Annotated in this window: 22 protein-coding genes and 2 pseudogenes; 8 read left to right on the forward strand and 16 right to left on the reverse strand. The window is 69.6% G+C overall.

Going from position 1 to position 20,295, the window contains the following annotated elements:
• Positions 1-326, forward strand: a pseudogene (locus tag IEZ21_RS47675) (potassium transporter TrkA); the annotation flags it as partial.
• A gap of 14 nt (positions 327-340) precedes the next feature.
• On the opposite strand, the gene IEZ21_RS19420 reads toward IEZ21_RS47675, so the two are convergent.
• Positions 341-742, reverse strand: coding sequence for a nuclear transport factor 2 family protein (locus tag IEZ21_RS19420; protein ID WP_189323163.1), 402 nt, complete (start codon positions 740-742; stop codon positions 341-343).
• Between the two features lie 125 nt (positions 743-867).
• On the opposite strand from IEZ21_RS19420, the gene IEZ21_RS19425 reads away from it, so the two are divergent.
• Entirely contained in the window at positions 868-2,739 is a 1,872-nt protein-coding gene (locus tag IEZ21_RS19425) for a S9 family peptidase (RefSeq protein ID WP_189323164.1), read from the forward strand.
• A gap of 85 nt (positions 2,740-2,824) precedes the next feature.
• On the forward strand, positions 2,825-3,661 hold the full coding sequence (locus IEZ21_RS19430) for an SURF1 family protein (protein ID WP_189323165.1): 837 nt from the start codon (positions 2,825-2,827) through the stop codon (positions 3,659-3,661).
• Between the two features lie 46 nt (positions 3,662-3,707).
• On the opposite strand, the gene IEZ21_RS19435 is transcribed toward IEZ21_RS19430, so the two are convergent.
• The 4 genes from IEZ21_RS19435 to IEZ21_RS19450 all read right to left on the reverse strand — a co-directional run bounded on the left by IEZ21_RS19435 (position 3,708) and on the right by IEZ21_RS19450 (position 8,422).
• A complete protein-coding gene (locus IEZ21_RS19435) occupies positions 3,708-5,030 on the reverse strand; it encodes a hypothetical protein (RefSeq protein WP_246567904.1) in 1,323 nt (440 codons plus the stop codon).
• Positions 5,027-5,689 (reverse strand): SigE family RNA polymerase sigma factor, encoded by a 663-nt coding sequence (locus IEZ21_RS19440; RefSeq protein WP_189323166.1) that lies wholly within the window; start codon positions 5,687-5,689, stop codon positions 5,027-5,029. Before IEZ21_RS19440 ends, IEZ21_RS19435 begins: the two co-directional genes overlap by 4 nt.
• Before the next feature lie 361 nt (positions 5,690-6,050).
• On the reverse strand, positions 6,051-7,148 hold the full coding sequence (locus IEZ21_RS19445) for an aspartate-semialdehyde dehydrogenase (RefSeq protein WP_189323167.1): 1,098 nt from the start codon (positions 7,146-7,148) through the stop codon (positions 6,051-6,053).
• Positions 7,148-8,422 (reverse strand): aspartate kinase, encoded by a 1,275-nt coding sequence (locus IEZ21_RS19450; RefSeq protein ID WP_189323168.1) that lies wholly within the window; start codon positions 8,420-8,422, stop codon positions 7,148-7,150. Before IEZ21_RS19450 ends, IEZ21_RS19445 begins: the two co-directional genes overlap by 1 nt.
• Before the next feature lie 237 nt (positions 8,423-8,659).
• Here IEZ21_RS19450 and IEZ21_RS19455 point away from each other — a divergent pair, with 237 nt between their 5' ends.
• Positions 8,660-9,394, forward strand: coding sequence for a response regulator transcription factor (locus tag IEZ21_RS19455; protein WP_189323169.1), 735 nt, complete (start codon positions 8,660-8,662; stop codon positions 9,392-9,394).
• Positions 9,391-10,824 carry a sensor histidine kinase gene (locus tag IEZ21_RS19460; RefSeq protein WP_189323170.1) on the forward strand — a complete coding sequence of 478 codons (1,434 nt, stop codon included), beginning with the start codon at positions 9,391-9,393 and terminating at the stop codon, positions 10,822-10,824. The genes IEZ21_RS19455 and IEZ21_RS19460 overlap by 4 nt, the downstream gene beginning before the upstream one ends.
• On the opposite strand, the gene IEZ21_RS19465 is transcribed toward IEZ21_RS19460, so the two are convergent.
• Positions 10,790-11,290, reverse strand: coding sequence for an SgcJ/EcaC family oxidoreductase (locus IEZ21_RS19465; protein WP_189323171.1), 501 nt, complete (start codon positions 11,288-11,290; stop codon positions 10,790-10,792). The two genes, IEZ21_RS19460 and IEZ21_RS19465, sit on opposite strands and share 35 nt — an antisense overlap.
• 320 nt (positions 11,291-11,610) lie before the next feature.
• On the opposite strand from IEZ21_RS19465, the gene IEZ21_RS19470 reads away from it, so the two are divergent.
• Entirely contained in the window at positions 11,611-12,264 is a 654-nt protein-coding gene (locus tag IEZ21_RS19470; RefSeq protein ID WP_246567917.1) for a TSUP family transporter, read from the forward strand.
• Positions 12,265-12,285: 21 nt separating this feature from the next.
• Here IEZ21_RS19470 and IEZ21_RS19475 read toward each other — a convergent pair whose 3' ends face one another.
• The 7 genes from IEZ21_RS19475 to IEZ21_RS19505 all read right to left on the reverse strand — a co-directional run bounded on the left by IEZ21_RS19475 (position 12,286) and on the right by IEZ21_RS19505 (position 16,694).
• Positions 12,286-12,867 carry a Uma2 family endonuclease gene (locus IEZ21_RS19475; RefSeq protein ID WP_189323173.1) on the reverse strand — a complete coding sequence of 194 codons (582 nt, stop codon included), beginning with the start codon at positions 12,865-12,867 and terminating at the stop codon, positions 12,286-12,288.
• Between the two features lie 50 nt (positions 12,868-12,917).
• Positions 12,918-13,247 carry a ribbon-helix-helix domain-containing protein gene (locus tag IEZ21_RS19480; RefSeq protein ID WP_189323174.1) on the reverse strand — a complete coding sequence of 110 codons (330 nt, stop codon included), beginning with the start codon at positions 13,245-13,247 and terminating at the stop codon, positions 12,918-12,920.
• Positions 13,244-14,314, reverse strand: coding sequence for a hypothetical protein (locus IEZ21_RS19485; RefSeq protein WP_189323175.1), 1,071 nt, complete (start codon positions 14,312-14,314; stop codon positions 13,244-13,246). Before IEZ21_RS19485 ends, IEZ21_RS19480 begins: the two co-directional genes overlap by 4 nt.
• A 406-nt stretch (positions 14,315-14,720) precedes the next feature.
• On the reverse strand, positions 14,721-14,885 hold the full coding sequence (locus IEZ21_RS19490; protein WP_189323176.1) for a hypothetical protein: 165 nt from the start codon (positions 14,883-14,885) through the stop codon (positions 14,721-14,723).
• A 4-nt stretch (positions 14,886-14,889) separates the two neighbouring features.
• Positions 14,890-15,549, reverse strand: coding sequence for a DUF5063 domain-containing protein (locus IEZ21_RS19495; RefSeq protein ID WP_189323177.1), 660 nt, complete (start codon positions 15,547-15,549; stop codon positions 14,890-14,892).
• 92 nt (positions 15,550-15,641) lie between these two features.
• Positions 15,642-16,241, reverse strand: coding sequence for a recombination mediator RecR (gene recR / locus IEZ21_RS19500; protein WP_033322230.1), 600 nt, complete (start codon positions 16,239-16,241; stop codon positions 15,642-15,644).
• Between the two features lie 111 nt (positions 16,242-16,352).
• Entirely contained in the window at positions 16,353-16,694 is a 342-nt protein-coding gene (locus IEZ21_RS19505) for a YbaB/EbfC family nucleoid-associated protein (RefSeq protein ID WP_033322471.1), read from the reverse strand.
• A gap of 288 nt (positions 16,695-16,982) precedes the next feature.
• Here IEZ21_RS19505 and IEZ21_RS19510 point away from each other — a divergent pair, with 288 nt between their 5' ends.
• The gene (locus IEZ21_RS19510) at positions 16,983-17,810 is read left to right on the forward strand and encodes an SLATT domain-containing protein (RefSeq protein WP_189323178.1); all 828 of its coding nucleotides are present in this window, start codon (positions 16,983-16,985) and stop codon (positions 17,808-17,810) included.
• Positions 17,811-17,951: 141 nt separating this feature from the next.
• On the opposite strand, the gene IEZ21_RS19515 is transcribed toward IEZ21_RS19510, so the two are convergent.
• The 3 genes from IEZ21_RS19515 to IEZ21_RS19525 form a co-directional block, all read right to left on the reverse strand.
• Positions 17,952-18,527 carry a transposase gene (locus IEZ21_RS19515; RefSeq protein WP_189323179.1) on the reverse strand — a complete coding sequence of 192 codons (576 nt, stop codon included), beginning with the start codon at positions 18,525-18,527 and terminating at the stop codon, positions 17,952-17,954.
• 163 nt (positions 18,528-18,690) lie between these two features.
• Positions 18,691-19,314 (reverse strand): transposase, encoded by a 624-nt coding sequence (locus tag IEZ21_RS19520; RefSeq protein WP_189323180.1) that lies wholly within the window; start codon positions 19,312-19,314, stop codon positions 18,691-18,693.
• Between the two features lie 24 nt (positions 19,315-19,338).
• On the reverse strand, positions 19,339-19,572 hold the full coding sequence (locus tag IEZ21_RS19525; RefSeq protein WP_189323181.1) for a transposase: 234 nt from the start codon (positions 19,570-19,572) through the stop codon (positions 19,339-19,341).
• Positions 19,573-19,855: 283 nt separating this feature from the next.
• On the opposite strand from IEZ21_RS19525, the pseudogene IEZ21_RS19530 reads away from it, so the two are divergent.
• Positions 19,856-20,295, forward strand: a pseudogene (locus IEZ21_RS19530) (RNA-guided endonuclease TnpB family protein); the annotation flags it as partial.

Below are 20,295 nucleotides of genomic sequence, written 5' to 3' on the forward strand. Positions count from 1 at the left end.
GCGCCATACCCGTCGAACGCCGCGTGCTGCTCTTCGCGGCCCTGAATGTCGCCGGGCACCCGCAGTTGGAGGGCCGGACGGTCGCCGAGGCGTTCCGCCCCGGGGCGTGGCGGGTCGTCGCCCTGGACACGGCGGCCCCGGACGAGCGCAGCCCTGACCTGGCCAACGCCCCCGCCCCGGACGCCTCCGCTCGGACACCGGGCCTGGTGTGGGACCTGCCGCCCGGCTACGTCATGGGCGCCGGCGACCGCGTGGTCCTGGCCGCCACCCGCCGGGGCCTCGCGGAACTGCTGGGCCGGCGACGACGGGACCGTACGAACATGTAGTGGCCGACCGCGCCTCAGTAACGCTCCACCAAGTGCTCGCGCCCCGCCGGAGGTTCGTACGGCTCGGGCCAGAAGTCCGTGATCGATATGACGCGGCCCTGGTCGTCGCCCGTGAAGAACGAGATGGCGTACATCTCCTCCAGGCCCACCGTGGCGTGGATCCAGGTGACGACCTGGCCCGGCTCGGCGACTATGCGCTCGATCCGCAGGTGCCAGTCGCCGGGATACTCCCGGTTGAACTGGACGTAGTTCTCCCGCCCGCGGATGCGCTCGCGCGTCTGGGGCAGCGTGTAGACGACGTCTTCCGCGAGTGTCTCCGCGAAGGCCGCCCAGTCACGGGCCTCGGCAGCGGCCCAGTGAGCCTCAACTGTCTTGCGCAGATCGGTCAGTTCGCTCGGATCGGTCGATGAGGTCATACCGCGATAGTGCACGACGCCACTGACAATCGCCCTGACCTGCGAAAGTCCCAAAAGGCCACGAGTTGTCCACAGGCTGAGGGCCTCGGCAGCGGATTGTCGGTGGGAGCGGGCAGTATGGGGCCATGACTGAGAGCAACGGGGCCAACCCGGACGAGGGGACCATCTCGCACCACGCGGCGATGCCGCACGACGAGGCCATGCCGGACTGGGAGAAGCGCTTCCGGGCGCCGCGGGTGTCCTTGCCCGACTGGGCGCAGGACGCACCGCACCGGTCGCTGTTCGTGTCGAACGCGACGGGGACGTACGAGTTGTACGCATGGGATCGCACGACGGGCGCCCAGCACCAGGTCACGGACCGGCCCAACGGCACGACGGACGGGGTGCTGACGCCCGACGGCGAGTGGATCTGGTGGTTCGACGACAAGGACGGGGACGAATTCGGGATCTGGCGGCGTCAGCCGTTCGACAGAGACGAGAGCGCCCCGTCCGGCCCCGACGAGGCGGCGGCTCCCGGCCTCGGCCCCTCGTATCCCGCCGGACTCGCGCTCGCGCGCGACGGACGTACGGCGGTCGTCGGCAGGTCGACCGATGAGGACGGTTCGACGATCTACGTCACCCGGTCCGGTGAAGACCCGGTGGAGATCTACCGGCACCGGGAGTCGGCGGGCGTCGGCGATCTCTCGTACGACGGCTCGCTGATCGCGATCGAGCACACCGAGCACGGCGACGCGATGCACTCGGCGCTGCGGGTGCTGCGGCTGGACGGTTCGGCGGTCGCGGAGCTGGACGACACCAAGGGCGGCACGGTCGAGCTGGGCCTGGAGGTGCTGGGCTTCGCCCCGGTCGAGGGGGACAGCCGGCTGCTCGTCGGGCATCAGCGGCGCGGGCGCTGGGAGCCGATGCTGTGGGACGTGGCGTCCGGCGAGGAGACCGACCTGGCGCTGACCGAGCGGCTGGACGGCGACCTGAGCGCCGAGTGGTATCCGGACGGCTCCGCACTGCTGGTCGCGCACAGCTACGAGGCGCGCAGCGAGCTGTGGCGCTACGACCTGGCCTCCCGTCGGCTCGAGCGGATCCGGACGCCGAAGGGCACGGTGTCGGGGGCGACGGCCCGCCCGGACGGCAGCGTGGAGTATCTGTGGTCGTCGGCTGCCGAGCCCCCGGTGGTCCGCTCGACGTCCGGCGAGGTGGTCCTGGATCCTCCCGGGATGAAGTCACCGGGATCGGTGCCGGTGGAGGACGTATGGGTGGACGGTCCTGGCGGCCGCATCCACGCCCTCGTGCAGCGGCCCGCAGGAGTTACGGGCCCGCTGCCCACCGTCTTCGACATCCACGGCGGCCCGACCTGGCACGACAGCGACTCCTTCGCGGCGGGCCCGGCGGCATGGGTGGACCACGGGTACATGGTGATCCGGATCAACTACCGCGGCTCGACCGGATACGGCCGGGAGTGGACGGACGCGCTCAAGCACCGGGTCGGCCTGATCGAGCTGGAGGACGTCGCGGCCGTCCGGGAATGGGCGGTGACTTCTGGTCTCGCCGACCCCGCCCGGCTGATCCTCACCGGCGGTTCCTGGGGCGGGTATCTCACGCTCCTCGGCCTCGGCATCCAGCCGGACGCGTGGGCCCTCGGGATCGCGGCGGTACCGGTCGCGGACTACGTCACGGCGTACCACGACGAGATGGAGGCCCTGAAGGCGATGGACCGCACCCTTCTCGGCGGCACACCGGAAGAGGTCCCCGAGCGCTTCGAGGCCTCGTCCCCTCTGACGTACGTCGACGCGGTCAAGGCACCCGTCTACATCTCCGCCGGCGTCAACGACCCCCGCTGCCCCATCCGCCAGGTGGAGAACTACGTCACCCGCCTCGCCGCCCGCGACGCCGTCCACGAGGTGTACCGCTACGACGCGGGCCACGGCTCCCTGGTCGTGGACGAACGCATCAAGCAGGTCCGTCTGGAACTGGACTTCGCGGAGCGGCACCTGGGGAGGTGAGAGCAGCGGGCGCCGTTTCCGGGGGACCCGGCGACAGCCGACCCCTCGCCGGAGCCGCGGGCAGGGGCCCCGTAACGTGGAGGGCGTGTACCGGTTCCTGCTGACCACCCCCCGCTGGTGGGCGATCAACGTCTTCGTACTGCTGGCCATCCCCTTCTGCGTCTTCATGGGGTCCTGGCAGTTGGGGCGGTTCGAGGACCGCGTCGAGAGCCACCGCACGGCCGAGGAGAAGGTGTCCGAGGACCAGCGGGAAGCGGCCCGGCCCCTGGCCGAGCTGCTTCCCGTGGACAAGGAGACGTCGGGCGAGCAGGCCACGGCGACGGGCCGGTACGGGAAGCAGTTGCTCGTGCCGGACCGGGAGCTGGACGGCAAGCGCGGCTACTACGTCCTGACGATGCTGCGCACAGCCAACGACAAGGCCCTGCCCGTGGTCCGGGGCTGGCTGCCCGGTGACGCCGACACCGCGAAGGCCCCGGCCGCCCCGACCGGCGAGGTCACCGTGACCGGCGCGCTCCAGGCGTCCGAGAGCCCCGGCTCGGACGGTGTGAGCGCGGCCGGTGGTCTGCCCGCCGGCCAGACGGGCGCGATCAGCGCGGCGTCACTGGTGAACCTCGTGCCGTACGAGGTGTACGACGCCTGGGTCACGCTCGCCGAGGCCGACGCGGGGATGACGGCGGTGCCCGCGAAGGCGCCGCAGGACACGGGCCTCGACCTGAAGGCGTTCCAGAACCTCGGCTACACCGGCGAGTGGTTCGTCTTCGCGGGCTTCGTGGTCTTCATGTGGTACCGGCTGGTGCGCAGGGAGGTGGAGTTCGCGCAGGACGCGGAGCTGGGCCTCACCGAGGAGCTGACGAGCGAGCCCACCGAGCCCGCCGACGCGGCGCACGAGGAATCGAAGGCGTCAGCCTCACCCACGGCCTGACCTCAGACATCAGCCAGCAGGCATCAGGCAGCACACGGCCTCACGTTCAGGACGCGGCCAGCATCCCGGTCCGATACACCGTTCCCGCGCAGGCGTTGGGCACGGTCGCCGAAGTCGTCGGGGCGCCGTCCACCGCCGTGTTCGACACCACGACGCTGCCGTCCTGGACGCCCTCCTCCGGGACGAGCTGCGTGGTCGTGCCGTCGCCGCCGGTGCCGCCCTCCGAGCCCGTGGTCGTACCGCCGCTGTCACCGCCGGTGGTGGTGCCGTCCGTGGGCGTCGGCTCGTCGGGCGTCGTGGGGTCGTCGGGAATGGTCGGGCAGGTCTCCGAGGGCACCCAGGCGAACTGCACCTCGTACGCCGACCCCGGTTGCAGTACCAGCGTGCTGACCTCGGTCGCCGGGTCGGGCAGCCCGGTCGCCGCGTCGCCGGAGGTGTGGGAGACGACCTGGATCTTGGCCCCGTCCGCCGCGCCCTGCGGGAGAGCGGACACGGTGCCGGAGCCGGTGACCGTGCAGGTGGCGGCGGAGACGTTGGCGATCCGGAAGTTGCCGTAGACGGCGCCGCCGGCGTCCGGGGAGCCGACGTTCGAGGTGGCGTTGCCGAGCTGCGCGGACGTACAGACGGGGGCGTTCGCGGCCGAGACCGTCGGCTCCGCTCCGCCGGTGGCCCCGGTGCTGCTCTCGTCCTTGTCCTCGCCCGGCGTCTCCTTCTCGTCTTCCTTGTCCTTCTCCTTGTCCTTGCCCGGAGAGCTGCCGGGTCCGCTTTCCTCGCTGTCCTGGGCCGAGCCGCCCTGGCTGGCCCCGCCCTGGGTCTGCGAGGACTGGTGGCCGGCCATGGAGGGGTCGGCGTCGGGGCCGGTGGAGTTCGAGACGTGCAGGAGGGCCGGGACCGCCGTGCCGATGAAGAGCGCGGCGGCTGCCATGCCGACGACGGCCTGGCGCTTGCGCGCCCGCCGGGCCGGTACCGCGCGCCGCAGACGCTCCAGCGTGCCGTCGTCGTCGGCGGGCTCGATCTCCTGCACGGCCTGGTGCAGCATCCTGCGCAGGGCCAGTTCGTCGGACGCGAGGCCCTCCGGGCCGGAGCCCTCCGCTCCGTCCGGGCCGGAGACGCCCGAACCGGAGACACCCGAGGCACTCGAGGCCTCGGGGACCCCTGACCAACTCGGCGCACTCGCCCCGCGGGGCGAACCCGGCGCACCAGAAGCCCCCGGCCCGTTCGACTGCCCCGACCCGCTCGACTCCCGCGGGCCCGGATTCTCCGAGGGGCCGTGACTCACAGTTTCGTTCCCAGCGTGCCGCTCATGATCGTGCCCGTACCCATGCTCGTACTCGTTGTCGTCGCGGTCGTAGCGATCGTGGTCGCTCATGCCGAGGCCTCCATGGCGACGCGCAGAGCCGCTATGCCGCGCGAGCCGTACGCCTTCACCGAGCCCAGCGAGATGCCCAGCATTTCGGCGACCTGTGCCTCGGTCATGTCCGAGAAGTAGCGCAGGACCAGGACCTCGCGCTGGCGGCGCTGGAGTCCCTTCATGGCCTTGATCAGGGCCTCACGCTCCAACTGGTCGTACGCGCCCTCCTCCGCGCTCGCCATGTCGGGCATCGGCTTCGTCAGCAGCTTCAGGCCGAGGATGCGGCGGCGCAGCGCCGAGCGCGACAGATTCACGACGGTCTGGCGCAGATACGCGAGGGTCTTCTCGGGGTCGCGCACGCGCTTGCGCGCCGAGTGCACCCGGATGAAGGCCTCCTGGACGACGTCCTCGCAGGAGGCGGTGTCGTCGAGGAGGAGCGCCGCGAGGCCCAGGAGCGAGCGGTAGTGGGCGCGGTAGGTCTCGGTGAGATGGTCGACGGTGGTGCCCGCGGCCGTGGCGTCGTCAACGCCCTCGCGCTGATCCGGGATGCGGGTGGGCCGGGCTGCGGGCATGGGCGCGATCACCGGCATGCCGCCGGGCCCGCCGGACAAGCGGGGCCGACGGGGTGGGCGCAGGGCCGTGCCGCGCGCAGCTGTGAAATCGAGTACCTCTGCCACGCCAGTTGGACACGTTTACCCCCGTCAGGGTTGTACGCGACAGGCATCACATTTGCGTCAGGCCGCGCGCCCCCCGATGCGAACGTCAGCGCGCCCGACAGCGCGTCGAATGCCCTCATGCGTACCAGCTCTTCCTTTATGCCCATGTGAACGCGGCGTCCGGACGCCCCTGAAGGGCGACCGCAAAGACGCTCCCCGCCCTCCGCGCGGTTGCGGAGAACGGGGAGAAAAATCTTCGGACGCCGAAGGCCCCGATTCGAGTGGTCCGGACCAACGGCCAAGCCTTCAAACTCACACAGATTCTACAAACGTTTCAACCCAGAACCACACGATTACCGACTACGGGCCAACCACCGACCGGCTACCGGGCCGACGCCCCACGCGAGGCCCCGCGCAACTCCCCCGCCACCAGCTCCGCGATCTGCGCCGTGTTCAGGGCGGAGCCCTTCCTCAGGTTGTCGCCGCAAACGAAGAGTTCAAGGGCCGTCGGATCGTCGAGAGCCCGCCGTACGCGCCCCACCCAGGTGGGATCCGTGCCCACCACGTCGACCGGTGTCGGGAACTCCCCCGCGGCCGGATCGTCGAACAGCACCACCCCGGGCGCTGTGGCGAGGATCTCACGGGCCTGGTCCACGGTGACCTCGCGCTCGAAGCAGGCGTGGACGGTCATCGAGTGCGTGGTGACAACGGGCACGCGTACGCAGGTGACGGCGACGCGCAGATCCGGCAGCCCGAGGATCTTGCGGGACTCCTCCCGCACCTTCATCTCCTCCGAGGACCACCCGTCCTCCCGCGCGGTCCCGGCCCACGGCACCACATTGAGCGCCACCGGCTCCGGGAACGGCCCGGTGTTGTCCCCCACTGCGCGGCGTACGTCACCGGGGGTCGTCCCCAGCTCCGTACCCGCGACGAGCGAGAGCTGCTGCCGCAAGGTGTCGACGCCCCGGCGTCCGGCGCCGCTCACCGCCTGGTACGAGGACGCCACCAGCTCCCGCAGCCCGAACTCGGCGTGCAGTGCGCCGAGGGCCACGATCATGGACAGCGTCGTGCAGTTGGGGTTGGAGATGATGCCGCGCGGCCTCAGTCGGGCTGCGTGCGGATTGACCTCCGGGACCACCAGCGGTACGTCCGGGTCCATCCGGAAGGCGCCGGAGTTGTCGACCACGACCGCGCCCTTGGCGGCGGCGATGGGTGCCCAGCGCTCGGCCACCTCGTCCGGTACGTCGAACATGACGACGTCCACACCGTCGAAGGCGCCCTCCGTCAGCGCCACGACCTCGACCTCCTCGCCGCGCAGGGCCAGCTTGCGGCCGGCCGAGCGCGGCGAGGCGATCAGACGGATCTCGCCCCAGATGTCCGCGCGCTGGGACAGGATCTGGAGCATGACCGTGCCGACGGCCCCGGTAGCTCCCACAACCGCGAGCGTCGGCTTGCCGGCCCGCCCCGCATCCGCGGTCATCAGCGGCCGGTGCCTCCGTAGACGACGGCTTCGTCGCTGTCGGAGTCGAGACCGAAGGCGGTGTGCACGGCGCGGACGGCTTCGTTGACATCGTCCTGGCGGGTCACCACCGAGATGCGGATCTCGGAGGTCGAGATCAGCTCGATGTTGACGCCCGCGTCGGACAGCGCCTGGAAGAAGGAGGCGGTGACGCCCGGGTTGGTCTTCATGCCCGCTCCGACCAGGGAGATCTTGCCGATCTGGTCGTCGTAGCGCAGCGATTCGAAGCCGATCGCGCTCTTCGCCTTCTCCAGGGCGTTCATGGCCTTGTGGCCCTCGGCCTTGGGGAGCGTGAAGGAGATGTCGGTGAGGCCCGTGGAGGCCGCGGACACGTTCTGCACGATCATGTCGATGTTGATCTCGGCGTCCGCGATGGCGCGGAAGATCACCGCGGCCTCGCCCGGCTTGTCCGGGACGCCGACGACCGTGATCTTTGCTTCGGAGACGTCGTGGGCGACTCCGGAGATGATGGCGTGCTCCACCTGAGTGTCCCCTTGCGGATTCTCGTTGCTGACCCAGGTGCCCGGCAGTCCGGAGAAGGACGAACGGACGTGGATCGGGATGTTGTAACGGCGTGCGTACTCGACACAGCGGTGCAGCAGCACCTTGGAACCGGAGGCGGCGAGCTCCAGCATGTCCTCGGAAGAGATCCACTCGATCTTCCGGGCCTTCCTCACCACCCGCGGGTCGGCGGTGAACACGCCGTCGACGTCGGTGTAGATCTCGCAGACGTCGGCGTCCAGGGCCGCGGCCAGCGCGACCGCCGTGGTGTCGCTGCCGCCACGACCGAGGGTCGTGATGTCCTTCTTGTCCTGGCTGACGCCCTGGAACCCGGCGACGATGGCGATGTTGCCCTCGTCTATCGACGTCCGGATCCGGCCCGGCGTGACATCGATGATCCGCGCTTTGTTGTGGACCGAGTCGGTGATCACGCCTGCCTGGCTGCCGGTGAAGCTCTGGGCCTCGTGGCCCAGGTTTTTGATCGCCATCGCCAGCAGGGCCATGGAGATCCGCTCTCCGGCGGTCAGCAGCATGTCGAACTCTCGCCCGGCAGGGATCGGGGATACCTGCTCGGCGAGATCGATCAACTCATCCGTCGTGTCACCCATCGCCGACACCACGACGACCACCTGGTGGCCGTTCTTCTTGGCGTCGACGATCCGCTTGGCGACTCGCTTGATGCCTTCGGCATCCGCTACGGAGGAGCCTCCGTACTTCTGCACGACAAGGCCCACGTGCGCTCCTCGCTCATTTGGTCTCGTACCGCACACTGCGGTCGGCTCAGTCTAACGAGCGGCCGAATTCCACCCGGGCGTTATCGCATCGTGAGATGTCCCGCTCACGACGTGATCATCCCGGCGCTCCGGCCGCTCCAGCACGGCATCTGCCCCATGAGCCGCCGCCCACTCGGAAAAGTGCGCCGCGTCACACCTGTCGTCGAGCCTTAAATTTCAAGCATTAGGGTTCCGCTTGTGCGCGTACTCCTGGTGGAAGACGACGAGCCGATCGCCCAGTCGCTACGGCGCGGGATGACGCGATACGGCTTCGAAGTGGAATGGGTCTCCACGGGTGGAGCGGCCCTGGCCTACGAGGGCGCGTACGACGTCGTCCTCCTCGACCTCGGCCTGCCCGACACCGACGGCCTCGACGTCTGCAAGGCCCTGCGGCAGCGCGGTGACGTACCGATCATCGTGATCAGCGCACGGAGCGACGAGACGGACCGGGTGGTCGGCCTCGAGCTCGGCGCCGACGACTACGTCTCCAAACCCTTCGGCGTACGAGAGGTCATCGCGCGCGTGCGTGCGGTGATGCGGCGGGCACAGCCGCGCGCCGCCGGGGCAACGACGGAGGTCGGCCCCGACCGGTACGGGCCGCGCCTGACCATCGACCGCAAGGCCGCCCGCGTACGACTGGACGACGAGGAAGTCTCCCTCGCGCCCAAGGAGTACGACCTGCTCGCGTTCCTCACCCAGGAGCCGGGTGCGCTGATGTCGCGCGAGCAGATCATGGAGGCGGTCTGGGACGCGAACTGGTTCGGGCCCACCAAGACGCTGGACGTTCATGTGGCGGCGCTGCGGCGGAAGCTGGCGGGCGCGATCACGATCGAGGCGGTACGGGGTGTCGGGTTCCGGCTCATCGTGAACGAGAGTGCGGCCGACTCCCGTGACCAGGGTGCCGGCAGCGAGGGTGCCGGCAGCGCCTCATGATCAGTCAGCTCATCCGCAGTTACGTTCTGCTCGTCGCGGTTGCCATCGCTCTGTTCACCGTTCCGGTGGCTTTCACGCTCACCGACCAGTTGCGGGAGGACACCAAGGAGTCCGTCGAGCGGGAGGCCAGGACCATGGCGCTCCTGTTGGGCAACGGCGACGCGGCCTCGTGCCAGGCGCTGGAGGAGATGGCCACGGCGTACAGCCGTGAGACGCCCGACGATGTCCAGGTCCTCTCCGAGGAGGAGCCCTGCGCGGGGAAGCTGCCCCAGCCGGACCAGGACGCAGCCCTGGCAAAGGCCCTGAACGAAGGCGAACCCACGTCCGACTGGGGCTCCACGTTCATCTGGGGTCCGCACCTGGTGGTCACCGTTCCCGCCCACGCGGATCCCGTGGATCCGGATGCGGACAGCGACAAGGACCCCGTCGTCGGTGCCGTACGGATCGAGTACTCGACCAGCGCGCTCACCGGCCGGCTGTGGAGCATCTGGGGCTTCCGGGCGATCCTCGCCGTGCTCGTGCTGGCCGTGGCCGCCGTGATCGGCGCCGTGGTGGCCCGCCGTCTGACCCGCCCCCTGCGCGAACTCAACGACATGGCGAGCAAGTTCAGCGACGGTGACCTGACGGCCCGTTCCCCCGTGACGGGTCCCCAGGAGACACAGACCCTCGCCCGCACGCTCAACCAGGGCGCCGAACGCCTCGACACCCTCATGTCCGCGCAGCGCATCTTCGTGGCCGACGCTTCCCACCAGCTCCGTACGCCTCTCACGGCGCTGCGCCTGTCGCTGGACAACATCGCGGACGGTGTGGACGACGAGTTCGTCAAGGAGGACGTGGAGCAGGCGACGGCGGAGGTGGTCCGGATGAGCCGCCTGGTCAACGGCCTGCTGGTGCTGGCGCGGGCCGAGGCCAAGGTGACCGCCGCCGAACCGCTGCCGCTGGGTGACGTACTGGAGGAGCGGCTCGCGGTGTGGCGGCCGGCCGCCGACGAGCGCGGAGTGTCGATCGCGCTCAGGGGGAGCGCCGACGGCCGGCTTCTTGTGTTGGCCAGTCCCGGTCATCTGGACCAGGTCCTGGACAACGTGCTCTCCAACGCCCTGGAGGTCTCACCGGACGGCGCGACCATCACCGTCCACGCGGAGTCCAAGGGCGATCAGGTGGTGCTGAAGGTGATGGACCAGGGCCCCGGTATGTCCGAGGCCGAGAAGTCCCGCGCCTTCGACCGCTTCTGGCGCGGTCAGGGCCTCACCGGGCGCTCCGGCTCGGGCCTCGGCCTCGCCGTCGTCAGGCAGTTGGTGACGGACGACGGCGGAACCGTTGAACTGCAGGACGCTCCCCCAGTCTCGGCTTCGCTCGACCGGGGGCACCCCCATGGGAGTGGGCTGTGCGTGGCGATCAGCCTTCGGGCATCGCAGAGGAGTGGTGGTTGACGATCTTCCACTCGCCGTCCCGCTTCTCGTACTCGTACGTGTAGCGGGCCTCGACGACACGCTTCTTGCCGGTCTCGTGGTCGGTGAGCGCGAACTCGTACACGCCGGTGTCGATGGCGGAGTTCGAGTCCAGGACGTTGACGTGCGTCTGGACCTTCGTGCCGACCGGCTTGTTCTGCAGGAAGTGCTCGAAGTAGTCGACGATTCCGGCACGGTCGCTGCGGACCTTGTTGGACACGGTCGGCAGGAGGACGGCATCGTCCGCGTAGAGGTCCGCCACCGTCTCCGCGTCGCCGGTCGCCAGGGCCTTGTTCCAGCCGTCGAAGAGGGCGGCGATCTCCGCCTTGCCGGCCTTCTTCGGCGCGGCCTCGGGGCCGGCCACGCTGACACCGACGGCCACAGTGCCGGTGGCGACAAGGACGGAAGCGGTGACGAGGGCGGCGCGTATGCGGGTCTTGCGGGTCATCGCAACTCCAGTGCGGTCGTGGTGGGTTCCTCCCTTCGCTTCCTCTGCGGCGGGAGTGACTCCAGACTCGCGTTGCGCCGGTTAGGGCCCATGCAGCGGACGTACAGGGGTGGGACAAGGTCTGTCCAAAGACGGAGGGTGACGCTTTGATTACGTCTGCCCGGGGGCTCGTCCCGAGGGCTCATGAGGGAGGATTCCGCACTGTGACGGGGGATCTGAGCAGTGACGGATGGGTCTGAGCTGTGACGGGTGGATGGGCGGGGAACCTGCTGCTGGGCGGCATCATCCTGCTCGGTTCCTCCGTGCAGTGGCTGACCGGCATGGGCTTCGCGCTGGTCGCCGTACCCGCGCTCGTCCTCCTGCTGGGGCCGAGCGAAGGGGTCGTCCTCGCGAACTGCGCCGCCGGGGCCATCTGTCTCGTCGGGCTCGCGGGCGGGTGGCGGCACGTGCGGCCGCGGGCGATGGTGCCGCTGTGCGCCGCGGCCGCGTGCACCGTACCGGCCGGGACATGGGTGGCCCGGCGACTGCCCGAGCCCGTCCTGCTCGCCTTCATGGGAGCGCTGGTGACGGGGGCCGTTCTGCTGGTCATGCGCGGCGCCAGGGTGACCGCCCTGCGCGGGGCCGGCGGCGCGGTGACCGCGGGAGCACTGGGCGGGTTCATGAACTCCGCCGCCGGGGTCGGAGGCCCACCGGTCTCCCTGTACGCGGTCAACGCGGGCTGGCCGGTACGGGAGTTCGTCCCGAACGCGTTCTTCTACGGAGTACTGGTGAACGCGTTCTCCGTCGCCGCGAACGGGTTGCCCCAACTCAGCACGCCCGTATGGCTGTTGGCCGCGACCGGCATGGCCGCCGGAGCCGCCGTCGGGAGGGTGCTGGCCCCTCGGGTGCCGGAGAAACGGGCTCGGGGGTTGGTGCTGCTGCTGGCGTTGGGCGGGGGGCTCACGACTTTGGGGAAAGGACTCTGGGGACTGTAGAGGTTTTGCACCTCAGCTCCCTCAGTCCACGAACTCCTTGAGCGGATCGGTGTCCAGGGTGATGTTCACAGGCGCCGGGAGGTCGACGACCGCGCCGAAGGGCAACTTCTCCTCTCGCCGGTAGCGGCCGTCCTCGGGCTGCGAGAACACGACGACCGAGCAGTCGTCGCGGTCGATGAGGAGGTAGACGGGGATGCCTGCGGCGGCGTAACCGTCGGGCTTCTCGACGCGGTCGCGTCGGTTGGTGTCGGAGTCGTACGACGTGACCTCCACAGCCATCAGCACCGTGTCCGCGCTCGACCACTCGCCATGCCCCTTGAGGCCGCCCTTGGGGACCAAGATCCCGTCCGCGCGGGCACGCCCCTTACGGTAGGCCTCGGTCTTGAGACCACGCTCAGGGTAGAGCCGGAGGTCGGGGCGCAGCTGCATGCACCGTTCCAGGAGCCACATGTAGATCTCGCTGTGGTTGCCGTCGGGCACCGGCTTGACCTGGACCTTTCCATTGATGAACTCCAGCCGCACAGTTTCGGGGGCATGGCGTTCCAACTGCTCGAACTCCTCGACGGACATCTGCGGCCGGTCTTGGTCGGTCCTGGGGGTCATGGCGTCGCCTCCTCGACTCCATGGTGCCCTGACCGGCACGTCCTGCACGCTCATACGTCCCTCCCATCCGGCGGACCTCCCTCGAGAGGTTCGCCGCCATGTTCGTCGTCGCCGCCGGGCCTCATGAGCCAATCGATCCTGGCATCTGCGGCCGCGAGCTCCTCTTCGGTGAAGGTCCCGTACTCCGCCTCGTACTCCCGCATGGCCGCGAGCCCGGCGGCACGTCGTTGCTCGTGGTTCGGATGGGCGCCGAGGTACTCCTCGACTGCATCCGCCACCACGGCGTCGACGGGCCGCCGATCCGCCTGTGCGTAGTCCCGCAGACGGGCGATCAGGCCCGCGTCGAGCCGCAGAGTCAGGTGCCTGTTCTCGATCGTCACGGCTTCCACCGCCTCGGCGGAAGGCCGTTCGCGATGCGGTCGCGGTTGTCGCGGTAGTGGTAGTGGACGCGGTCCTCGATGGGCACGGGGCGGAAGGTGTCGGGTACGGGTCCGCCGGTACGGCTCTCGAGCTTCCCCCTGAGGATCTGAGCGGACCTGGTCCCCATGTAGGCGATCTCCTCGAAGCCCTTCTTGACGTCCTCCGGCGTCATCCCCAGCTCCGCCTCCTCCGCGCGACAGTCCTCGCACACACCCCGGACGATCTTCGCCGTCCGCTCGTCCGCGTCGCAGGTGGCGCACGCCATGATCACGCGGGTCACGCGGGCGCGGAGGGGGCGGCCAGGGCTGGTCTCGCCGGTGCTGTTCTTCTGCGGGGGCATCTTCGACTCCAATCGTTTGCGGGCGAATCCGCCCGGGTTCGTGACGTTGGGCGGCAGTCCGTCTGTCAGCGCACGGGTCATGTCGGCCGGGGTGGCGCCTCGCGACAGCCACTCGGCGGCGCGGGGTTCGAGCGCTCGGCACTCGGCTTCGGAGAGCGCCATACGGGGGTCTGCGGTGCGGAGTTGGGCGAGTGCGAGGTATGCGGCGCTGGGCTCGGGGACCGGTTCCGCCTCCGGAGTCGGCTCGGCGTCCGGAGCCGCGTCGGGAGCGGGGGCTGGAGCCGGCGCGGGGGACTCTGTTCGGGCAAGTCCCGGCTGGTAGTTCTGCGTTACGTCCCTGCCATGGCGCTCTCTCGTGAACTCGGCCCACCACTCCAGTGACCTGGGCGTACGCGACCAGTAGGTCCGCGTCACCCATCGCATCGAGTTGTCCTCGACCGTGATGTGTTCCTTGATCCAGCGCAGGTGACCGAACTCGGTCAGGCTCCTGAGGGACGTGCGGGAGGCCTGCTGGCCGTAGCGGGGGTGCTCGGCCGCGAGGACCTTGTGGCCCATGGCGTGGCCGTCGTCGAGGTGGTCGATGAAGACGGCGAACTCGGCGTCCCGGGGGCACAGATGCGCGAAGTCCGCGTCCGCGTGCGGGGATTCGTCACCCACGGCGCGTTTTCCGTACCCCGTTTTGGCCATGGGGTGGGTGGGGCGCGGCAGGACAGGGCTAGGCTGGGCGTAAGCCACGATCGAGCCTCATTCGATCCGTAGGGCCAGGCCCCGGAGCCGGTGTTGGCGCACCGACCGGGGCCGATCTTTTGCCGCGAACCTAGAGTGACTTTACGTTCAGATGCAAGCCGATCACGGAACGTCACTCTTACGAGTTACGCGCCCTCAACTCACGTACAGACTTGGTTGGTTGGGTTAATCCCCACCAGACCCAAAACCCAGTGGAAGAGCTCGGGTCTCGGGGCTCAAGCTCCGGGCTGAGCTGCGGAAACGAAGGCGGACCAGGCGGGGCGGTAATCACCGACTCCGGGCTGACGGGAGGTGGCCAAGCCGTCAGCCAGGCCGCCCCGGCCGACTCGGCACACCTGAGCCCGCGTCAGCCCTGCTCCTCGCGGATCTCCCGCAGGCGGTGATCCACGACGTACGCCTCGGTCGCCGTACGGGCCGCCTGCTTGCGGGACTCCCATTCGGCGTCGGACACGTCGGGCTGGTTCTCCCGCATCCGGCGCTTGACCTCTGCCCAGCCGCTGTACCGACTCATCGCGCTACTTGACCTCGCGCAACCCCAGCGGCCCCGCCAGCTCCTCCGCCATGACCTTGCCGGCCTCCTCCGCCAGGGCGTCCTCGTTGAAGTCCTGGTCGGTGTCGAGGCCGTCGAGTTCTTCCAGGGGCTGGTTCAGGCGTACGTGGGCGACCAGGGACTGGAGGGCTCGGAGGGTGGCGGAGGCCGTGGAGCCCCAGTTGGAGAAGTACGAGAACTGCCACCACCACAGGGCCTCCGTGGTGCGGCCCGCGCGGTAGTGGGCCATGCCGTGGCGGAGGTCGGCGATGACGTCGGCCAGGTCGTCGGAGATACGGGCGGGGACCCGGCCCTTGCGGTGCTCGTAGGGGTCGAAGACCTCGGAGTAGACGTCGATCGGGTCGAGCAGGGAGGCCAGGCGCTCGCGGAGTTCGTCCACGTCCGGCTCGGGGCCGAGGTCGGGCTCGTAACGCTCCTCGGGAAGGATGTCCTCGTGGGCGCCCAGACGGCCGCCCGCCAGCATCAGCTGGGAGACCTCGAGCAGCAGGAAGGGCACGGCCGAGTCCGGCTCGTCGCCCTTGGCAACCTCGGTGACCGCGACGAGGAAGCTCTCGATCTGGTCCGCGATCTGGACCGCGAAGTCACCCGGGTCGTGAGCGGTCGCGTGCAGCGTGGCGTCAGACATCTAGAAGTCGACCTTCCTCATGAGCAAAAACACGTTCAGACATCCAGGAGCCGCCCTCTCGCGAAGGCGCGGCCGTCTCGATGGCGTTCGTCTCAGACATCGAGCAACCGCCTCCCCTCGAAAGCCCGGCCCAGGGTGACCTCATCGGCGTACTCGAGGTCACCGCCGACCGGCAGACCGCTGGCCAGGCGGGTGACCCTGAGGCCCATGGGCTTGATCATGCGGGCGAGATACGTGGCCGTCGCCTCGCCCTCCAGGTTCGGGTCCGTGGCCAGGATCAGCTCGGTCACCGTGCCGTCCGCCAGGCGGGCCAGGAGTTCTCTTATCCGCAGGTCGTCGGGGCCGACGCCCTCGATCGGGCTGATCGCGCCGCCGAGGACGTGGTACTTGCCCCGGAACTCCCGCGTCCGCTCGATCGCCACGACATCCTTCGGCTCCTCCACCACGCAGATGACCGAGAGGTCGCGGCGCGTGTCGCGGCAGATGTTGCACAGCTCCTCCTGCGCGACGTTCCCGCAGGTGGCGCAGAAGCGGACCTTGGCCTTCACTTCGAGGAGCGTCTGCGCGAGACGCCGTACGTCCGTCGGCTCCGCCTGCAGGATGTGGAAGGCGATCCGCTGCGCGCTCTTGGGACCGACGCCGGGAAGCCGCCCCAGTTCGTCGATGAGGTCCTGGACCACGCCTTCGTACAACGGATTGCCTTCCTGTTCACGCTCTCTCGGTACGTACCGTAGTCGCGCTTGCTCTCTTGGTACGTACGGTAGTTGTCGTCCGGCCTTCTTAGAAGAGACGGCCGGGTTGACTTAGAACGGCAGGCCGGGGATGCCGCTGCCGCCCAGGCCCTGTGCCAGCGGGCCGAGCTTCTCCTGCTGGAGCGCCTGCGCGTTCTCGTTGGCCGCCTGAACCGCCGCGACGATCAGGTCGGCGAGGGTTTCGGTGTCCTCGGGGTCCACGGCCTTCGGGTCGATCTTGAGGGCGCGCAGCTCGCCGGAGCCCGTCACGGTCGCCTTCACCAGGCCGCCGCCCGCCTGACCGTCGACCTCGGTGCGCGCCAGCTCCTCCTGCGCGTTCGCGAGGTCCTGCTGCATCTTCTGGGCCTGCTGGAGCAGCTGCTGCATATTGGGCTGGCCACCACCGGGAATCACGATCAGCTCCTGGTTTCGTACGGCTGTCCGGGCAGGGTTCTCCGCCCGCGCGGGCGTCTCCCGCCTGGGCATGAGCCTACGTGGTCCACAGCGGCATCGCTCCAGCACTCTTTCGAGTGAGTCAGGGCGATTGCCTATACCTGATCAAGGATCACGTCCGAGCGTAAAACCCCCGATACCGGGGCCATCGCCACCCATGGGGAGTTAGTAAGGGTGGGGGCGCTTCAGCAGCTTGCGGCACCCTTGCGCCACGGTACCGTCACGCAACGTAACGATGAGGGAGCGTCGGTGAGCCAGCCGGAGATGCAGCCCGAGGGGTCGGCCCAGGACGGTCGGGGTGACGGGCGGGGGGACGGTCGAGCTGACGGATACGGGAGTGGATATGGGGGCGGCGGATATGGCGGCGGCGTGCGGCCCGGTGATCCGGTGCGGGCCGGGGAGGCGGCGCCCCGTGATCTGACGGGGCGGCCGTTTCCGGTCGGTGACTGGGCGGAGCCGGCTGAATCGCTCCATGAGCTGTACCGGTGGGTGGAGTCGGGGGCGCTCGCCACGGTCTCCTGGTATCTCGCCGGGCGGGGATGGAAACGGCGGGGGGCGCGGGTGCTTCGGGCCGGTACGGCTGTGGGGGCGGTGGCTGGAGCGGCGTTTCCGGTGCTCGACCTCACGGGGGCGGTGGGTGGTGTGGCCCCCTGGGGTTATCTGGCGCTCCTGGGTGGGGTCGCTTGTGTGGCGGTGGACCGTTTCTTCGGGGTCACGTCCGGGTGGATAAGGGATGTGGCCACGGCTCAGGCCGTGCAGCGACGGTTGCAGGTGCTGCAGTTCGACTGGGCGTCGGAGTGTGTGCGGGAGGTTCTCGGGCCTACGGAGGGGACGGCCGCGGATGCTGCCGAGCGGTGCCTCGGGGTGTTGCGGCGGTTCTCCGAGGACGTTACGGAGCTGGTGCGGGCGGAGACCGCGGACTGGATGGTGGAGTTCCGCACGGGGTCCGCTCCGCTGGGTCTGCAGTCGTCCGTGGCCGGGGCTTCGCGGCCGGACCCGTTGGCGCCGGGGCGGTCGCCTTTGGTGCCGGGGGCGCGGCCGAACATGCCGCGGCAGCGGCCGCCGGAGGCTCGGTGACGGGTGGTGTTTCTGGGGGCTGCGCCCCAGACCCCCGTATCGGCCTGAACGGCCTCGTCCTCAACCTCCCCCACTCTCGGCTTCGCTCGAGCGGGGACCCCCACAACGGGCTGACTTGTGCCTGGCCTGGGCTGGAAAAGTTCAGCGGATTCTTGCGAGGGACCCCGGGCGTTCAGGACTCCGTTGGGAAATCCGCAAACCGGCGGGTGTGGTCCTTCGACCGAGGCGGGTCTTGGGCAGGCCTGTGCAGCGGGTCCGGCGGATGCGGGTGTGCCGGACGGCCTGGGAGATGGCGCCCTCCACCCCGGCGCGGATGTTGTAGCGCTGCTGCCACTGGTCGGTCAGCTGCTCGCGGCGCCGGTCCTCCAGTGCTGTCTGCTGGTCCTGGGGTAGCAGGATCAGGCTGCGGCCCCACTTGCCGTTCGCAGCCTTGGTGCACTTGTCCCGCACCGGACAGGCCGCGCAGTCCTGGGCGGTGAAGTGCACCCGTGAGACGGGAGTGCCGCTGCTCTTGCGCTGGCCGGACCAACTGGCGCTGATCTTGCCCTGGGTACAAACGGCCTTCTTGGCCTCCCAGTCGATCGTGAACGCGCTCTGCGTGAAGTGCTCGCCCTCGTAGCTCTCATGACACGTGTCCAGCCCGACTGGCCCCAGCAGCTCGATGCCATGCGCGTCGCGCGCCGCCACGATGTGCGCGACGGTGACGTAGCCAGGCATCGACATCGTGCTCGTCGGGCAGCAGCTCACGTGCGGCCAGGCCCTGGTGGACCTCCTCGGTCACCTCTGTGTCGGCGACGGTGGAGTCTGTGGGTGAGGACATGGGTGATCAGGTGCGGGGCGTGGGGCTCGCAGGTCTCGCTGAGGTGGGTTTTTAGCTGCATCAGCCCGATCCTCGCTTGACGCTGTAGCGGGCGTCGGGGTCGTAGGGCGAGGACAGCCTGCGTCTGCCCGGCGGGAGGTCTTTGCCCTTCCGCCGGCGCACCCCCTCGCCGTCGTGGTGGTACTGCTCGACCCAGGCCCGGCGCAGGACCTGGACGGCGGGGACCTCACGTAACCAGGCAGGAGCCCCGGGCGCGTGGACGCCCTCCAGGATGGTGAAGCCATCCCTGCCGACCTGCTCGGCCCATTCCTGGCGCACGTTGTCGCCCTTGGGGAAGCGATAGGAGTCGATCGGGGTCCCGTAGCGTTTGGCCCAGTCCGCGGTAACCAGGGACGAAAGCCACGCCGGGGCGGCTGCGGCCAGTGCCTCCAGCGCCGCGCGCAGGGTCTCGCCGACGAACTCCATCCGGTTCAACGTCCGCACCGCGGCCAGGACATGCGTGGAGTCGGTGCGCTGCCGACCGCCCGCGCGCAGCAGCCCGAGCTCGGAGCACCTGGCCAAGACCAGGTCCAGGGCCTGCTCCTCCAGCCCGTGCCCGATCAGCCGGGCGCGGAAGTCGCTGAGCACGGAGAAGTCGAACCCTGGGTCGTCCAGTTCCAGGCCGAGGAGGAACTTCCAGTCCATACGGGCCCGCACCTGGTCAGCGGCCTACCGGTCGGTGAGTCCCTCGGCGTACTGCAGCACCGAGGCCAGCGCCAGCGCTCCCGGTGACACGGCCGGACGCCCCCGCGTTGAGAACGCCTCAGCGAAGGGCTTGTCCTCGAACAGCGGGCCCAGCGCCTCACGCACCGGGACGGCCAGCGTCCCCTTCGGAAACGACGCCCGCACCACCCGAGCGGTCAGCTCCGGCGCCTCACCATCGTCCCAAGACTCCAGCGACACCCAGCCCACCCCTCGCTCCGACGAACAGAACGATCATGCCCACCTCAGTGAGTCAACGAAGCCGGTTTGCGGATTTCCCAACGGAGTCGTGAACGCCCGGGAGGAATCGTGGCTTTGGCCAGGCGGCGCGGGGCGCCGCAGCATCATGATGTCTGCTGGCCGCGGAGCGGCCGGGTCTCTCGCCCGGTCATGGCGTCGACGCACGACCCTGCGCGTCACTCGTTCGGGTGATCGTCTCCGGACGTGCGGTGCCGTGTCGCACAGGTGTGTACGTTCGGTGCTTGTGAAGCTGGTGGTGCAGGTCAAGCTGCTGCCGACGCCCGTACAGGCGGCGGCACTCGAGGCGACCCTGCGCGCCTGCAACGAGGCCGCCACCTGGGTGAGTGAGGTGGCCTTCGAGCGCGGGGAGTTCAAGAACTTCACCGTGCGCAGGCGCGTCTACGGCGAGGTGAAGACGCGGTGGCAGCTGGGCGCGCAGGCCGCCCAGCACGTGATCAAGAAGACGTGCGACGCGTACACCACGCTCAGGGCGAACCTGAAGGCCGGGAACCTGGGACGGCCCGGCTCCAAGCGCTACCGCCGGGCGACCGAGAAGCCCATCGCCTTCCGCCCCCACGGAGCCCAGCCCTACGACGACCGCATGCTGTCCTGGCAGATCCCCGGCCGGACGGTGTCGATCTGGACGGTCTCCGGGCGGGTCAAGGACGTGGCGTTCACCGCCTC

Origin of the sequence: Streptomyces flaveus (assembly GCF_014647675.1) — a bacterium.
Lineage (GTDB): Bacteria > Actinomycetota > Actinomycetes > Streptomycetales > Streptomycetaceae > Streptomyces > Streptomyces flaveus.